This is a genomic window from Wukongibacter baidiensis (assembly GCF_050888315.1).
Taxonomy (GTDB): domain Bacteria; phylum Bacillota; class Clostridia; order Peptostreptococcales; family Caminicellaceae; genus Wukongibacter; species Wukongibacter baidiensis.
The window spans coordinates 1,705,825-1,720,854 of record NZ_CP138202.1 but is presented as its reverse complement, the minus strand read 5'-3'; the positions used below and the strand labels follow the sequence as shown (position 1 = coordinate 1,720,854).

The window sequence follows — 15,030 nt, the reverse complement described above, 5'->3', positions numbered from 1 at the left end:
CTCGACGGAGGTCTTTGCCTTGAAGGGATTACAGAATCCACAGGAAATAGAAATAGATGGTAGCTTTGGAGATTGGAAGGATAAGCCATACGTATCTGATTATAAACGAGATATAGTGAGCTCATCACTGAATTTCACCGAAGTAAGATATTTTGCTGATGATGAATATCTGTACCTATATGTGGAGCGGAGAAATGGTGGAAGATATCAGTCATGGGATTTTGACTTATTGATTTTAAATGCAGAAAGAGGATGGAAAATGTATGGTGTGATTCCTACTAAGTTCGAATATAATAAGAAGTATAATTACTATATAGCATCAGATTTTAAAAAAGAAAAGTATGTGAAGTTTGATATAAGTACTGATCATAATTATAGACAGAATAATAAAGGAAACCCCATTAAAGTTTATCTAAATGGTGAGAGAATTGAAAGTAGCATGTCGGCATCTAGGAATAATAAAAGAGTTGAGTTTAGAATCCCATTAGAGAGAGTAGGGCTTGAAGGAGAGAATAAAGAGATTAAGTTTATGCTAAAGTCTGCATTCGATATTAAATCCTATAAAAGGGGTCTATACCCCTACGATTGGATTGCAAATGGAAAGCCAATAGTTATGACTACGGGATCTACCTATTGGCAAATGTCGGCTATAGTATTTTTTGCTTTTATTTCATTTATCGGCTACAAAACTTATAAAAATAGGACTAAGAGTAATGCGAAGGCTTAAGAATATAATAATATTTTATTTAAAAGTATATGAAGGAACCCACAGAATGAGACCTAGCAAAAATCTCACCTGTGGGTTTTCGTTTAATATTCATTAGCTTTGTGATTAATTGTAGAATATTGCCTAGGAAATAGAATTGAGAAACTTTTTAAAATGATTTTAAAAAGTTCGTTGAAAAAATACACCGCATGGGATATACTAAAAATATGCTGTGAATGATAGAAAAGATTAAATGAATGTGGTGATACTATGTTAATGATAAATAATATTGATCAGACAATTACTAAACAATCCAATAAAGCAAAGATATTAAATCTAGTTTATGAAAATAGAGAAATTACAAAAAAAGAGATAGCAAAGACGCTAGGTCTTAGTATTCCTACAGTGATAAGCAATATTAACTTGCTTTTGGAAGAGGGAATTATAGAGGAATGTGGAGTAGCCGCCTCTACCGGAGGTAGAAAGCCGGCTATTATAAGATTTGTAAAGGATTCAAAATATTCAATTGGTGTAGAAATTTCATCTAGAGAAACTAGAGTTGTTCTAGCAAATCTATATTTAGAAGTTAAAGCTGACACCTCATTTAGCAACATTGGATTAGAAGGTATAAATGAGATTATAGAGAGATTAAAGCAAAGGATTAGCGGCATAATAGAAGAACAAAAAATCCAATATGAAGATATATTGGGTGTAGGCTTCTCTTTGCCAGGAATAGTGGATGAAAAAAATCTTTATCTAGAAAATGCTCCAAACATAGGCATTAAGAATATTGATTTCAAAGAATTTGAGAGTATACTAGGGATGCCAATATATATGGAAAATGATGCAAATGCAGCTGCCCTAGCAGAATCGGTAATAGGAATTGCTAAAAGTAAAAGTAATTTAGTCTATTTAGAAATATCAGAAGGAATAGGTGCTGGGATTGTAGCAAACGGTTTCCTGTACAAAGGACTAAATAGGAAAGCCGGAGAAATTGGGCATATGAAAATAAGCATGGAAGATTTGAGATGTAATTGTGGAAGAACAGGATGTTGGGAGCTATATGCGTCAGAAAGTGCATTACTTGGAAGCTATAATAAAAGAGTAGATAGAGAGATTGATACATTAGAAGATGTACTTGAGGAATATCGTAAGGGCGATGAACTAGTAAAGGGTGTTATAGAAGAGTATTTAGAGTATTTATCCATGGGAATACAAAATGTTATATTGGCATTTTCACCGGAATATGTGATAATAGGTGGTAAAATTAGCAGATATGAAGATATGTTAATTGAACCTCTTACAAAAAAGGTTTTATTAGAAAGCAGCCTTTTGGAATCCTATAATACCAAAATTATTTTTTCAAAATTAAAAGAAGATTCCTCTATACTGGGAGCAGCCCTTCTACCAATAAGGGTACTATTCAAATAAAATAAGAGACATTTTTTTCTAATGTGCTATAATAAAAAGCATCATGAATTTTAGGAGAGATATTCTTGAAGGATAAAAAGGAATTTGCAAGAAAAATAGAAGCAATAGCAGTCCGTTCTCTTTTATATGAGGTATCAGCTACGCCAAAGCCAGGGTTGGTAGATCGAAATAATTGTGGAGCCCATAAGGATATGGATATTTTCACCTTTATAGATAGTAGCTCTGTACTTGGAGAGACCTTCTATAGATGTGTTTTAGCTGGTATGGAGCATAAATCTGGTATTGAGACCTTATTAGATGCGATTAGACCCATTGGAATTAACGGAGAAAAAAGAATGTTTTCTATTACAAATGATGTAAATACTCATAAAGGACTTGTATTTTCCCTTGGGATTATATCGGCAGCTATTGGATTTCTTTATGAGGAAAATCTAGACAGCCTTTGGACTGTTAACAATGTCTGTGAGCAAGTAAGACGTATGACTAAAGGCTTAGTGGATAAAGAACTGAAGAACAAGGTATTTGACAGAGCCTTAACCTATGGAGAAGAATTATATGTAAAATATGGCATCACTGGAATACGTGGCGAAGTTGCTTCTGGATTTAGAACTGTACGTGAATATGGCCTGCCATTATTTAAGGAATTGATGGAATCAGAAAAAGGATCTCTCAACGATAGGATGGTACAGGTATTGATATATCTAATGGCATACTCCGAGGATTCTAACATTCTTGGGCGTCATGATCTAGAAATGTTACGAAGAATACAGGAACGTGCAAAAGGAATCATTGACCTAGGTGGAATTTATTCTGAGAAGGGTACTAAGGCCATAAAGGAGCTTGACCAGTGGTGTATAAAACATTGGGTGAGTCCTGGCGGTTCAGCAGATTTACTAGCCGTTACGATAATGCTGTATTTTATAGAAAAGCTTTAACGATAAATCAAATCTCAAAAACTTGTTGTATTTAATTTTAGTTTATAGTATAATCTACCTAGAAAAACGTTTTCAGATTAAAGCTATGCTTGCTATAGATGCCAAGGGCAGACTATAAGCGAGATGGCAAGCTGGATGCGAAGTCATTGAATGCTTTTAAAACTATATAATATGAATATTGGCAAGGAGAAGGATAACCCTTGTTATGCTTTCAAAGGTCAGTATATAAGATTCTAAGAATTTCTTGGAGTTTTATATGCTGGCCTTTTTTGTTGTTTACTATTATCAGGATGTGTGAATGGGAAGTTTAACTAACTCAAGTAGACACTGAGAATCCTTCTCGCTCAGACGGTGAACTTAAATTTTTAATTGTAAAAGATAAAGAGAATTTAAGTTTATCCACATCGCTGAGAAGGAAACCTCAGTGTCTACTTTCGTTTATGAAATTTTCTAGATCACACATCTTAAAGATTAAAGAAAGCCTCAAAGAGGAGTAATAACTATGCTATATGGTGAATTCAGAGTTGAAAAAATTAATATTAAAGACCAAAGTATAATATCCCAGGTATTGTATCTTTTAAACCAAAATGATTTAAGTTTAGATTTATCGCTAGAAAAGATAATAGGGGTCTTTGATGGAGAAAAGTTAATTGCTGTAGGTGGAGTTAAGGCAAATACCCTAAGGTGCATAGCCGTAGATAGAATATATCAAGGTGGAAAGATACTAAACCTGTTAATGAGTGAGCTAATTAGGATTCAATACCATCGTGGCATTAATGATATATTTCTATTTACAAAGCCAGCATCAAAAAAGAGCTTTGAATTTATGGGCTTTTATGTTGTAGAAGAGATAGAGAGTCATGTGGTATTGATGGAAAACAAGCCCGATGGATTGCAGAATTATTTAAGCAAGTTATCTAAGTACAAAGTAAAGGGCAATATAATTAGCTCAATTGTGATGAATGCTAATCCCTTTACATTAGGGCACAGATATCTTATCGAAAAGGCATCACAGGAAAGTGACCATCTTCATATTTTTGTTCTATCATCTGATGAATCAAGTTTTCCCTATAAGGTACGTATGAAGCTGATTAAAGATGGTAGTAAAGATATTGACAATATAACAATACACGAAGGCGGAAATTATATTATTTCCAATGCAACTTTCCCCTCATATTTTATAAAAGAAAAATCTGATGTCATCCGCCTTCATACAAAACTAGATGCAAAGATCTTTGGAAGGGTGATTGCACCTTGCTTAGGAATTAATAGACGTTATATCGGTCAAGAGCCATATTGTGAAACAACAAATAGATATAATCAGACACTAAAGCTAATCTTGCCTAAATTTAAAGTTGATGTAAGGGAAGTACCTAGAAAGGAAGCAAACATGGGTTATATTAGTGCATCTAAGGTAAGGAGAGCGATTGAAAGGGGAGAAATAGAGAATATAAAATCTATTGTACCTAATTCGACCTACTCCTTTCTAATTTCAAGTGAAGGGAATAAAGTTATCGAAAAAATTAAAGAGTCTTCACAGCTAAGACATTAAAGCTTAAAGGGGTGATGAATGTGAAAATTCTTAAAACCGGTATGGCTGGAACAATGGAATCAAGTGATATAAATATTGTTGTTGAAGAGAACCAGGAGCCAGGTATTAAAATTTATCTCACTAGCTCAGTTGAAAAACAGTTTGGTCATCAAATTAGAAAAGTTATTTTAGAGACGCTAAATCAGATGAAAATAAATGATGTTGTTGTTAGAGCTGTCGACCGTGGAGCTTTAGACTGTACCATTCGAGCTAGAGTACAGAGTGCTGTTATGCGTGCTGCCATGAAGGAAAATGAAATAGATTGGGGGTTACTCTAGATGAAGAACAAACTTAGAAGAACTATGATGTACGTTCCTGGAAATAACCCTAGTATGCTTTCAGACGCCCATATTTATGGTGCTGATTCTTTGATGTTCGATTTAGAAGACTCAATTTCTCTTGCAGAAAAGGACGCAGCAAGGCTTTTAGTTTATAACGCAGTTAAGACAGTTGATTATGATGATATGGAAATCGTAGTAAGAATCAATGGATTAGATACACCATTTGGAAAAAGTGATATCGAAGCTATGGTTCGTGCTGGAGTAAATGTTATTCGTTTGCCAAAGACTGAGACTGCAGAAGATGTAAAAGAAGTTGAGAGAATAATAGAAGAAGTTGAGAAAAAAATTGGGAGAACTGTTGGTTCTACTAAAATGATGGGGGCTATAGAGAGTCCTTTAGGAGTTATTAATGCTGTGGAAATAGCTACAGCAAGTCCAAGGATGATTGGCATTGCAATAGGGGCAGAAGATTATGTAACAAACATGAAGACCAAGAGAAGTCCTGAGGGCGTTGAGCTTTTATTTGCTAGAAGCCAAATAGTTATAGCTGCACGTGTAGCAGGTATATACGCATTGGATACGGTTTATTCTGATGTAAACAATGAAGAAGAATTCAGAAGAGAAGTTGAACTAATCAAACAATTGGGATTCGATGGAAAGTCAATCATAAACCCTAGACAAATAGCTCCAGTACATGAGATATATGCACCTACTGAGAAAGAAATTGACCATGCTTTAAGGGTTGTAAAGGCTATAGAGGAAGCTAACGAAAAGGGCTTGGGAGTAATATCAGTAAATGGAAAGATGGTTGATAAACCAATAGTTGAAAGAGCTGAGAGAATATTGGAATTGGCAAATATAACTTTACCGAAGAAGGAGGAAGAATAAAATGAAGAATTCTATTGGTCGTGAGATCCCAGAGAGTATTGCTGGATATAGTGAGTTTCATAACTATTCTTCACCCTTTGAAAGGAAGCTGGTTGGAAGACAAGCAGCTCCATTACTAAAGCAAGTGAAACCGGGAGATACCAAGCTGGCAAATGACATCAAGGAAGTTATTAAGAAGACAGGTCTTAAGGATGGAATGACTATATCCTTCCATCATCACTTTAGAAGTGGCGATTATATTCTAAATATGGTTGTTGACACTATTGCAGAGATGGGAATAAAGAACATAGCAATTGTGCCAAGTTCTTTGTCTTCCATTCATGAACCCTTAGTTGAACATATAGAGAATGGAGTTATTACAGAAATACACACCAGTGGTGTAAGAGGTAAATTAGCCGATGCCATCTCTAATGGTTTAATGGAAAAGCCAATAGTAATACGTTCCCACGGCGGTAGAGCAAGAGCAATTGAGGCCGGTGAAGTTAAAATTGATGTTGCCTTTATTGGAGTACCATCCTCTGATGAGTATGGCAATGCAAAGGGCAAGGGAGAAAAGACGATGTGTGGTTCCTTGGGTTATGCAATGGTAGATGCAAAGCATGCAGACACAGTAGTTATTATTACAGATGACTTAGTAGCATACCCTAACGTACCTGCAAGTATAGACCAAACAAAGGTTGATTATGTTGTAAAGGTAGACTCCGTTGGGGATCCAAATGGAATTGCATCTGGAGCAACTCGATTTACTAAAAATCCTAAAGAACTACTAATAGCTGAATACGCAAGTAAAGTAATTATAAATTCGCAATACTTTAAAGACAGATTCTCATTCCAGACAGGTTCTGGAGGATCTTCATTAGCAGTAACTAGATTCCTAAAAAATGAGATGAAATCAAGAGATTATCGTGCAAGATTTGCTTTAGGTGGAATCACTAAGCCAATGGTTGAAATGCATGAAGAAGGGCTTATTGAAAATCTATTTGATGTGCAAAGCTTTGATTTAGTTGCTGCTGAATCTATCTCAGATAACATAAGGCATCATGAAATAGATGCTTCCCAATATGCTAACCCCCATAATAAAGGTTGCTTTGCTAATCAGTTGGACATTGTAATTTTAAGTGCTCTGGAGATAGACCAAAACTTCAATGTTAATGTTATTACTGGATCTGATGGTGTGATACGTGGAGCATCGGGAGGCCATTCTGATACAGCTGCATCAGCAAAGTTATCCATGATTGTGGCACCACTTGTTAGAGGAAGAATACCAACTGTTGTTGATAGTGTGAATACAGTAATTACTCCTGGTGAAACAGTGGATGTATTAGTAACTGATAGAGGAATAGCTATTAACCCAAAACGCACAGACCTGATTGAATCTCTTAAAGATAAGGAGTTACCTATTACAACCATTGAAGAATTAAAGGAAATGGCTGAGAAGATAGTAGGGAAACCAAATCCAATTGAGTATAAGGATAGGGTTGTAGCAGTAGTTGAATATCGTGATGGAAGCATCATTGATGTTATAAGACAAGTAGGATAGGGATTGATATAGGCTATGACTGTTAATGCCAACTTAAAGAATATTTTAGAGGCGAGAGAGAAGCGTGTAGCCTATCAAAAAAGGCTTATACAAAAGTATAGTAAGTCATTAATTGCTTTCAAGTTAAATATCCCAGGCCCTAAAAAGGATGGTCCTTTATATAGAAAGATATTTATTAATGGATTAGCTTTGCTTAAAGATACACTAAAGGAAAACCATATAGATATTGTCTTTGAAGATTCGATTTTAGAGCCTACTGGATCAGAGGCTTTCATAGTAGTAGATAGTGATGATGCAAAGTATATAAAAACACTTTCTATTGAAATTGAAGAAAAAGACAGTATGGGAAGAATATATGACTTTGATGTGATAGATAGTTCTGGAAAGTCTATATCAAGAGAAATAATTGGAAGAGGTCAAAGGAAGTGCTTTCTATGTGATGAATACGTCTGGGTATGTGCAAGAACTAGGGCACACAGCTTAGAGGAGATGCTTCAGTTCATTGAAGAAACTGCCAAGGCGTATTTCAAAATAAACAAAAGTGAGGGAGGAATTTAAATGTCGTTAAAAAAGAAAATTGCTACAGGTCTTTTAGCGGTTACGTTATTAGGTACAAGTGTTTTAGCTGGGTGTGGTGCTAAAGATGCGGGTACTGCTGGAAAATCACAAACTGGAGATAGCTACCCTGAAAAGGCAATGGAGTTTATTGCACCAGGTGGAGCAGGTGGTGGATGGGACTTAACTATCCGTACTACTGCAAAGGCATTAAAGGATTCAAAGTTAGTTTCAGTACCAATGCCAGTTACAAACAAGCCAGGTGGTGGCGGTGGTGTTAACCTGGCTTACATGCAAACTAAAAAAGGTTCAGATAGTTTGATTTCTGTTTACTCACCACCAATACTATTAATCAACTTAAATGGCTCTACTGAGTTAAGCTACAAGGATACTACTCCATTAGCAAGATTAATAACAGACTATGGTGTATTCGTTGTTTCTAAGGACTCTCCATATAACACAATAAATGATGTTATAGAGGCTTTAAAGAAAGATCCAAAGAGTGTAAAAATAGGCGGGAATTCTTCAGCTGGAAGTATGGACCACATTCAATTCTTAATGATCGCAAAGGCTGCTGGAATTACAAACTTAAAGGAGATAGACTATGTAAGCTTCCAAGATGGTGCAGCATCTGCACAAATTCTAGGTGGACATATAGACCTACTATCAACAGGTTTAGGAGATGTACAACAATTACTTGAAAGTGGAGACTTAAAAGCCTTAGCACATACTGCTGGTCATCGTGTTGGAGAGGGTGTAATGGCAGAAATTCCAACTGTTAAGGAACAAGGAATTGATGCAACCTTTGAAAACTGGAGAGGATTATTTGGAGCTCCTGATATGCCTGAATATGCAGCTAAATACTGGAGAGAAAAGCTAGGGGAAATGGTTAAAACTAAAGAATGGGAAGAAGCTCGTAAGAAGAATGGTTGGGACGATGCTTACTTAGATCAAGAAGGATTTGAGATGTTCCTTGAAAAAGTAAATGGAGAATATAAGGAAATATTAACTGATATCGGAATGATTAAGAACTAGAACAACTTAGGGGGAGTTCGTGCTGATGTGGCACGAATTCCTTTATGACACATAAAAAATGGTTAGTTCTAGATAGGTGTTTGAGAGAGTCCAACCTTGGAAATCTTTATAAAAGACTTTTGGTATTAAAAAGGAGAGGTGAGCAAGTGAAAGAGAGAAAAAATCTAGACTTTAATGCCTTAACTGGGTTGATCACATTGTTACTTGGACTTATTTATGGTATTAAAGCCTATACCCTTCCTCGTGCCACTATAGGAAGTCCTATGGCGCCATCCATATATCCACTGATTTTAGCAGGGGTTTTGGTTGTATTAGGAGGAGTTTTACTAGTTAGAAGTAATTTCAAAATGACAATGGAATCATTCAAAATTCTAAAAGAGCAAGCTGGAAAGAATGATCGGCTAAGTTGGAAAATGATAGGGATTACATGCGTTATATCATTAGTTTATGGAATCATTTTTGATCACTTAGGATATGTTATCTCAACGTTTATATTTATACAAGTTATTTTGGCTATTACAAATGGAAAAGAAAAATGGAAAACTAATACTACAGTTTCGGTATTTTTTAGTATAGGAGTTTATGTAATATTCTCAAAATTATTAGGTGTAAGTTTACCACCGTTACCGTATTTTTATTTCTAATTGTTTGGAGGTGCAATAATGGATGTATTAACGAATCTTTTTTCAGGGTTCTTGGTAGCCCTTCAGCCCTACCATTTGTTTCTGGTTACAGTTGGTGGAATCCTAGGAACAATAGTTGGTATGTTGCCAGGACTAGGGCCGGCAACGGGTGTCGCTGTATTACTACCCATTACATTTACTATGGGACCAACAGCAGCATTGATTACTATGACAGGAGTTTATTATGGAGCTATGTTTGGTGGTTCCAGAAGTTCTATTCTAATAAATACTCCTGGAGATGGTGCTGCTTTAGCGGCAACATTTGACGGATATCCAATGGCAATGAAGGGAAAAGCGGAATCAGCCCTAGCTATTTCTGCGATAGCATCTTTCATTGGAGGACTTATTTCCGTTGTCTTTATGATAGCATTGGCAACGCCTGTATCAAAATTTGCTTTAAAATTTGGTCCCGCAGAATATTTCTTATTAATGGTTGCAGCCCTGTCTATGACCGCATCTATGGCAAAGAAAAATATGCTAAAGGGATTTATCTCAATGATTGCAGGTTTGATGGTTGGAACGGTAGGTATTGATGCCCAATCTGGTATAGAAAGATTTACATTTGGGATATTAGAGCTACAGACAGGAATAGATTTTCTTGTTGTTATTATAGGGATCTATGCCCTAGGAGAAGTATTCAAGAGCTTTAAGGCAATTAATGAAGGTAAGAAAAAAGCTCAAACGAAGTTCGGAAAGATTTGGATTACAAAAGAAGAGTGGAAAAAGAGTAAGTGGCCTATACTAAGAAGTGCACCACTGGGATTCATAATTGGAGCTTTACCAGGTGCTGGTGGAACAATGGCATCGCTAATGGCATATAACAATGAAAAGCAAATGTCTAAGCAACCAGAAGAGTTTGGTAAAGGTGCAATAGAAGGATTAGCGGCACCGGAATCTGCAAACAATGCTGCATCAGTTGGAGCGTTGATTCCAATGTTAACACTTGGAATTCCTGGTTCAGGTACAACTGCTGTAATGATGGGAGCCCTGCTTATGCTTGGAATCCAACCAGGACCTTTACTATTTACACAACACCCTGATATGGCTTGGGGATTAATTGCAAGTATGATTATTGGAAACATTGTTTTGGCTGTTATAAATATTCCTCTAGCAGGAGCTTTAGTTAGAGTACTTGCCATTCCTGCAAAAATACTATATCCGATAGTTCTTGGATTGGCATTTGTAGGAACATATGCAATTTCTAACAGTGTAATAGATTTTTATGTTCTTGTTCTATTTGGAATATTAGGTTACTTCATGACAAAGGTAAAGATACCAACAGCACCTATGATTCTAGCTGTTATCGTAGGTGGAACAATGGAACAGTCCTTTAGACAGGCACTTCGTATTTCAGATGGAAGTGTAGACATATTTTTTAAGTCAGGGGTTTCAATCGCCTTGATAATAATAACGGTTGTTTCAATTATATACCCTATATTAAAGGGGTATATAGAGAAGAAAAAAAGTTCACGTCAACAAAAAGCAGTGTAAAGAATTTTGACAGAAAGGTTAGTTAAGTATACTAATCTTTTTGTTGTACTTGAGAAAAGTTGCTTTGCTGCTGTTATGATATAATGGCTCTAAGGAGTGATATTGCATAATGCCAGAGAAAAGAGAAGTGCGAAAAACATCAATATTATTAATATCTATTTTTATAGGGGTAGCACTAATAATATCGGCCTCCTATATTAATTATAAGAGTGTGCAGGAGCATGTAATCACAAAGGAGCAACAGCAATTATTAACTATTTCAAAGTCAATATCTAAGAGTTTAGAACGTTTTTTTGATTATCATAGTGAAAATCTTAAGATAATAAGCAAGAATAGATTATTTAGAGAGCAATTCCAAAAACTCATGGAATCCAATGATAATAATACTAAATTTTATAGTTTGGAAGACTATTATATAATTCAAGCAGACAATATTGCTAAGGTACAATTAATAAGACCGGATTTACAAGTGATTGATAATTACCCTAAAGAGGCTTCATCAATGTATCCATATCTATATCAAGACATAGAAAAGGTTTTCCAAAGAAGGTCATCGGTTTTTAGCAGGGTTTATCCATATGAGGGAGGATTTTATATTAGATTATATGAGCCCGTATTCTATAAATCTAAGATAGAAGCGATTATGTGCATAGAGTTTGACTTAGAGAAAATCTATAATCGATTTGTAAAGCCAATTCGAGTAGGTGAAAAGGGATATGCTTCTGTTAAAGATCAATATGGAATTTTATTAATGCATCCTAAAAAAGAGGATTTGGGAACGCATGTAATAAAAGCAAGAAAGGAAGAGTTTCCATACTATGATTGGTCGGAGCTCGAAGAATTAGTGGAAAAACAGATGAATGGGGAGTCCGGAGTAGGCATTTACCATTCAATCTGGTATCATGACAAGGTCCGAAAAAGAATTAAAAAATTCAGTGCATATTCACCGGCTAGAATAGGTGATCAATTTTGGATCATCACAGTTTCGATGGACTATTTAGAGATGACAGAATTCATTAGGAATCGGACATACTATACTATTGCCTTAAATTTTATTATAATTCTTATTTTTATTGCAGGTATGTTTTATATTTATAAGATAAAGAAGGATAAGAGACAATTAGAAAAGGAAGCAAGCCTATTAAAACAAGTAAATGAGTTGAATAAGGAGCTAGAAGAAGATATTGAACAGAGAAAGATTCTTGAAAAAGAGATGATTAAAAGTAAGGAAAAGTATGAGCGTCTTTTTAATAGTGGAAGTGACTGTATATTTGTGCTTAATCTAGATGAGAAGAATCTACCTACAGAGTTTTTAGAGGTAAATAGAAAGGCTTGTAAAAGCCTTGATTATGATAAGGGAACTTTGCTCAACATGTCGTATTTAGATATTTCCAAGGACGGAAATGAGGAAAAGTTTAATAATATAGTTGAAACATTAAAGCGAGATAGAATAATAATATTTGAAGACACTCTGATTTCAAGAATAGGGAAGCTAACTCCTGTAGAAATTAGTGCTCATTTGTTCAAGCTGGAAAACCAGTTGAAAATGATTTTAATATCCAGGGACATTACCAGTAGAAAAATACAAGAAGACGCTTTAAGAAGAAGTGAAGAGCGTTTTAGAAAGATCATAAATCAAGTTGCTACAGAGATTTCAGAAGAAGCAAATCCAAAATATATAGATATCTATGATACAGACCAGAAAACAAATACCTACTATTCTGAGATAGAAAATAAGAACCGTATAGCCTTAGAATTGGAAGAAATAAATATTAAGCTAGAGAAAATGTTCCAAAATGAAGTAGATGAAAATAGTAAAAAAGAAGCTCTAATGATATATCAGTCAAGACTGGCTGCAATGGGTGAAATGATTGGAAACATAGCCCACCAATGGCGCCAACCACTAAGTGGACTGGGGCTAATATTTTCAAACATAGAGGATGCACATAACTATGGAGAGTTAACTGATGAGTATTTGGCAGGTCTAATACAAAAGTCTAAAAAGCTTATTAGACGTATGTCACAAACTATTGATGATTTTAGGTACTTCTTCAATCCAAAGGGCGAAGAAGAAGCATTTTCTATACAAGAAAATATTAAACAAACGATTGATTTTTTAGATGAGCACTTGAGATTCAATGAGATAAGTTTAAGTATTGATGTTGAAGAAGATGGGATGATCTATGGCCATTCAAATCAGTATTCCCAAGTGATATTCAATATTGTACAAAATGCAGTTGATGCGTTGATAGAGAATAGACTAAATGGACGTAGAATTGATATAAGAATTTTTCCAAATGGGTTCGAGCAAGTTGTTGAAATTCAAGATAATGCTAAGGGAATAGATGAAAGCATTATTGGAGATGTTTTTGAACCATACTTTACTACTAAGAGTAAGGGTAAGGGTACAGGCCTGGGGCTCTATATGTCAAAGGTGATTATAGAAAAGAATTTCCAAGGACATATAAATATTACTAATCAAAATGATGGGTTATGTGTATCTATAACAGTTCCAAGAAGTGGAGTTGATAGTAATGAAGAATAAGCAAAGAAGTATTTTGTATAACCTTAAGGTTTTATATATAGAAGATGAAGAGTTCCTAAGGGAACAATTGGGAACCTTTATAAAGCGACGCGTTGGAAAGCTATATTTAGCTGGTGATGGTGAAGAAGGGTTACTAAAGTTTAATGAATATAGACCGGACATAGTTATCACAGATTTAAGAATGCCTAAAATAGGTGGAATTGAAATGTCAAAGAAGATTAGAAACATTGACAGCATTTGCCCAATTATCGTTACAACGGCTATATCAGATGCTGAGTCTATTATTGATACAGTAGATGTTGGTATTGATAAATATATTATAAAGCCTATTGATACTAATGAATTGGTTGAAAGCATGGAGAAGGTCGCATTAAAGCTTTACAAGATGAAGTCAAAGGAAACCGTAATTAATTCAATGGTTCTTGAAAAAACAAAGAAGAAGGAATTAGAAGCAGAGATTCAAACTGCAATGGCAAAGATTATTAAAACATGTACAGGCAAGGGGCCTAAAAACGTTCAGGCATTTATTCAAGGGGATATGCTTACCGTTCAATTTTTCGAAACAAGGACAGTTTATGAAAAGACGCTACTGGCAAATCACCAGAATATTCGACTAGTTGACTATAATAGAGAATTGTTTTTTAAGGATAGTAGCAAACAAATAGAATCTATTGTAAGAGAAATACTAAATACAGATGTAAAAATTGACGAAATAATAATTGATTCTAAATTAGATATTGATCAAATTAAGTTTAGAATTTATACTTTGAATAGAGAGTCTAAAACGAAGCCAGCATTATAATTTAGATTTATTATAGGAGGTATAGCATATGGAGTTTAAAAGATTTGGTAACAAGGTGGTTATGAGGATTGATAGAGGTGAAGAGGTAGTAGAGACAATCAAGGAATTTTGTACTGACCAAAAAATCACTTTGGGATCAATTAGTGGTTTAGGTGCAGCCGATAGAATTAAAGTAGGGGCTTTCAATGTAGAAAAGCAAAAATATCATTCTATTGAATTTAGTGGTAGTGATTATGAAATTACTAACCTAACTGGGAATATTTCTACGATGGATGGAGAAACCTATTTACATCTTCATATAACACTATCTGACCACGATATGAGAGCCTTTGGAGGCCATTTAAATGAAGCTGTAATAAGTGGTACATGTGAATTAGTAATTGATATAATAGATGGCATAGTAGATAGGAAATTTAATGATGAAGTAGGATTAAATCTGTATAAATTTTAATTTATAAAGCTACATTTTTATTCCTTAAAAAGCCTTGAAACCTTGGCTATTTAAGGAATAAAAATGTAAAAGATTTATTATATAAAAATATCAGAA

14 protein-coding genes are annotated in these 15,030 nt (G+C 34.8%); all 14 read left to right on the top strand.

What is annotated here, in order from left to right; genetic code table 11:
• Positions 1 to 19: 19 nt before the first annotated feature.
• The gene (locus R9X47_RS07880) at positions 20 to 727 is read left to right on the top strand and encodes a Firmicu-CTERM sorting domain-containing protein (RefSeq protein ID WP_432666239.1); all 708 of its coding nucleotides are present in this window, start codon (positions 20 to 22) and stop codon (positions 725 to 727) included.
• 249 nt (positions 728 to 976) lie between these two features.
• A complete protein-coding gene (locus tag R9X47_RS07875) occupies positions 977 to 2,137 on the top strand; it encodes an ROK family transcriptional regulator (RefSeq protein WP_432666237.1) in 1,161 nt (386 codons plus the stop codon).
• A gap of 65 nt (positions 2,138 to 2,202) precedes the next feature.
• Positions 2,203 to 3,072 carry a triphosphoribosyl-dephospho-CoA synthase CitG gene (citG, locus tag R9X47_RS07870; RefSeq protein ID WP_432666235.1) on the top strand — a complete coding sequence of 290 codons (870 nt, stop codon included), beginning with the start codon at positions 2,203 to 2,205 and terminating at the stop codon, positions 3,070 to 3,072.
• Between the two features lie 502 nt (positions 3,073 to 3,574).
• The gene (gene citC / locus R9X47_RS07865; RefSeq protein WP_432666233.1) at positions 3,575 to 4,624 is read left to right on the top strand and encodes a [citrate (pro-3S)-lyase] ligase; all 1,050 of its coding nucleotides are present in this window, start codon (positions 3,575 to 3,577) and stop codon (positions 4,622 to 4,624) included.
• Positions 4,625 to 4,638: 14 nt separating this feature from the next.
• Positions 4,639 to 4,941, top strand: coding sequence for a citrate lyase acyl carrier protein (citD, locus tag R9X47_RS07860; protein WP_432666232.1), 303 nt, complete (start codon positions 4,639 to 4,641; stop codon positions 4,939 to 4,941).
• The gene (citE, locus tag R9X47_RS07855; RefSeq protein ID WP_432666230.1) at positions 4,942 to 5,832 is read left to right on the top strand and encodes a citrate (pro-3S)-lyase subunit beta; all 891 of its coding nucleotides are present in this window, start codon (positions 4,942 to 4,944) and stop codon (positions 5,830 to 5,832) included.
• Position 5,833: 1 nt separating this feature from the next.
• Positions 5,834 to 7,372: a citrate lyase subunit alpha gene (gene citF, locus R9X47_RS07850; protein WP_432666228.1), complete on the top strand. Its 1,539-nt coding sequence runs from the start codon at positions 5,834 to 5,836 to the stop codon at positions 7,370 to 7,372.
• A gap of 15 nt (positions 7,373 to 7,387) precedes the next feature.
• Complete coding sequence (gene citX, locus R9X47_RS07845) at positions 7,388 to 7,930, top strand: citrate lyase holo-[acyl-carrier protein] synthase (RefSeq protein ID WP_432666227.1); 543 nt, start codon at positions 7,388 to 7,390, stop codon at positions 7,928 to 7,930.
• Complete coding sequence (locus R9X47_RS07840; protein ID WP_432666225.1) at positions 7,931 to 8,962, top strand: Bug family tripartite tricarboxylate transporter substrate binding protein; 1,032 nt, start codon at positions 7,931 to 7,933, stop codon at positions 8,960 to 8,962.
• 146 nt (positions 8,963 to 9,108) lie between these two features.
• Positions 9,109 to 9,606, top strand: a complete 498-nt coding sequence (locus R9X47_RS07835; protein ID WP_432666223.1) for a tripartite tricarboxylate transporter TctB family protein — start codon at positions 9,109 to 9,111, stop codon at positions 9,604 to 9,606.
• Positions 9,607 to 9,624: 18 nt separating this feature from the next.
• A complete protein-coding gene (locus R9X47_RS07830) occupies positions 9,625 to 11,136 on the top strand; it encodes a tripartite tricarboxylate transporter permease (protein ID WP_432666221.1) in 1,512 nt (503 codons plus the stop codon).
• Positions 11,137 to 11,245: 109 nt separating this feature from the next.
• On the top strand, positions 11,246 to 13,681 hold the full coding sequence (locus tag R9X47_RS07825) for an ATP-binding protein (protein ID WP_432666220.1): 2,436 nt from the start codon (positions 11,246 to 11,248) through the stop codon (positions 13,679 to 13,681).
• The gene (locus R9X47_RS07820) at positions 13,671 to 14,483 is read left to right on the top strand and encodes a Na-translocating system protein MpsC family protein (protein WP_432666219.1); all 813 of its coding nucleotides are present in this window, start codon (positions 13,671 to 13,673) and stop codon (positions 14,481 to 14,483) included. The genes R9X47_RS07825 and R9X47_RS07820 overlap by 11 nt, the downstream gene beginning before the upstream one ends.
• A gap of 28 nt (positions 14,484 to 14,511) precedes the next feature.
• Positions 14,512 to 14,934 carry a PPC domain-containing DNA-binding protein gene (locus R9X47_RS07815; protein ID WP_432666217.1) on the top strand — a complete coding sequence of 141 codons (423 nt, stop codon included), beginning with the start codon at positions 14,512 to 14,514 and terminating at the stop codon, positions 14,932 to 14,934.
• The last annotated feature ends 96 nt before the right edge of the window (positions 14,935 to 15,030 follow it).

Bases quoted from the DNA above. Each gene is read 5' to 3' on its own strand.
- R9X47_RS07875 (WP_432666237.1), top strand. From the start codon at position 977: ATGTTAATGATAAATAATATTGATCAGACAATTACTAAACAATCCAAT.
- citC (WP_432666233.1), top strand. From the start codon at position 3,575: ATGCTATATGGTGAATTCAGAGTTGAAAAAATTAATATTAAAGACCAA.
- citD (WP_432666232.1), top strand. From the start codon at position 4,639: ATGAATGTGAAAATTCTTAAAACCGGTATGGCTGGAACAATGGAATCA.
- citE (WP_432666230.1), top strand. From the start codon at position 4,942: ATGAAGAACAAACTTAGAAGAACTATGATGTACGTTCCTGGAAATAAC.
- citF (WP_432666228.1), top strand. From the start codon at position 5,834: ATGAAGAATTCTATTGGTCGTGAGATCCCAGAGAGTATTGCTGGATAT.
- citX (WP_432666227.1), top strand. From the start codon at position 7,388: ATGACTGTTAATGCCAACTTAAAGAATATTTTAGAGGCGAGAGAGAAG.
- R9X47_RS07840 (WP_432666225.1), top strand. From the start codon at position 7,931: ATGTCGTTAAAAAAGAAAATTGCTACAGGTCTTTTAGCGGTTACGTTA.
- R9X47_RS07830 (WP_432666221.1), top strand. From the start codon at position 9,625: ATGGATGTATTAACGAATCTTTTTTCAGGGTTCTTGGTAGCCCTTCAG.
- R9X47_RS07825 (WP_432666220.1), top strand. From the start codon at position 11,246: ATGCCAGAGAAAAGAGAAGTGCGAAAAACATCAATATTATTAATATCT.
- R9X47_RS07820 (WP_432666219.1), top strand. From the start codon at position 13,671: ATGAAGAATAAGCAAAGAAGTATTTTGTATAACCTTAAGGTTTTATAT.
- R9X47_RS07815 (WP_432666217.1), top strand. From the start codon at position 14,512: ATGGAGTTTAAAAGATTTGGTAACAAGGTGGTTATGAGGATTGATAGA.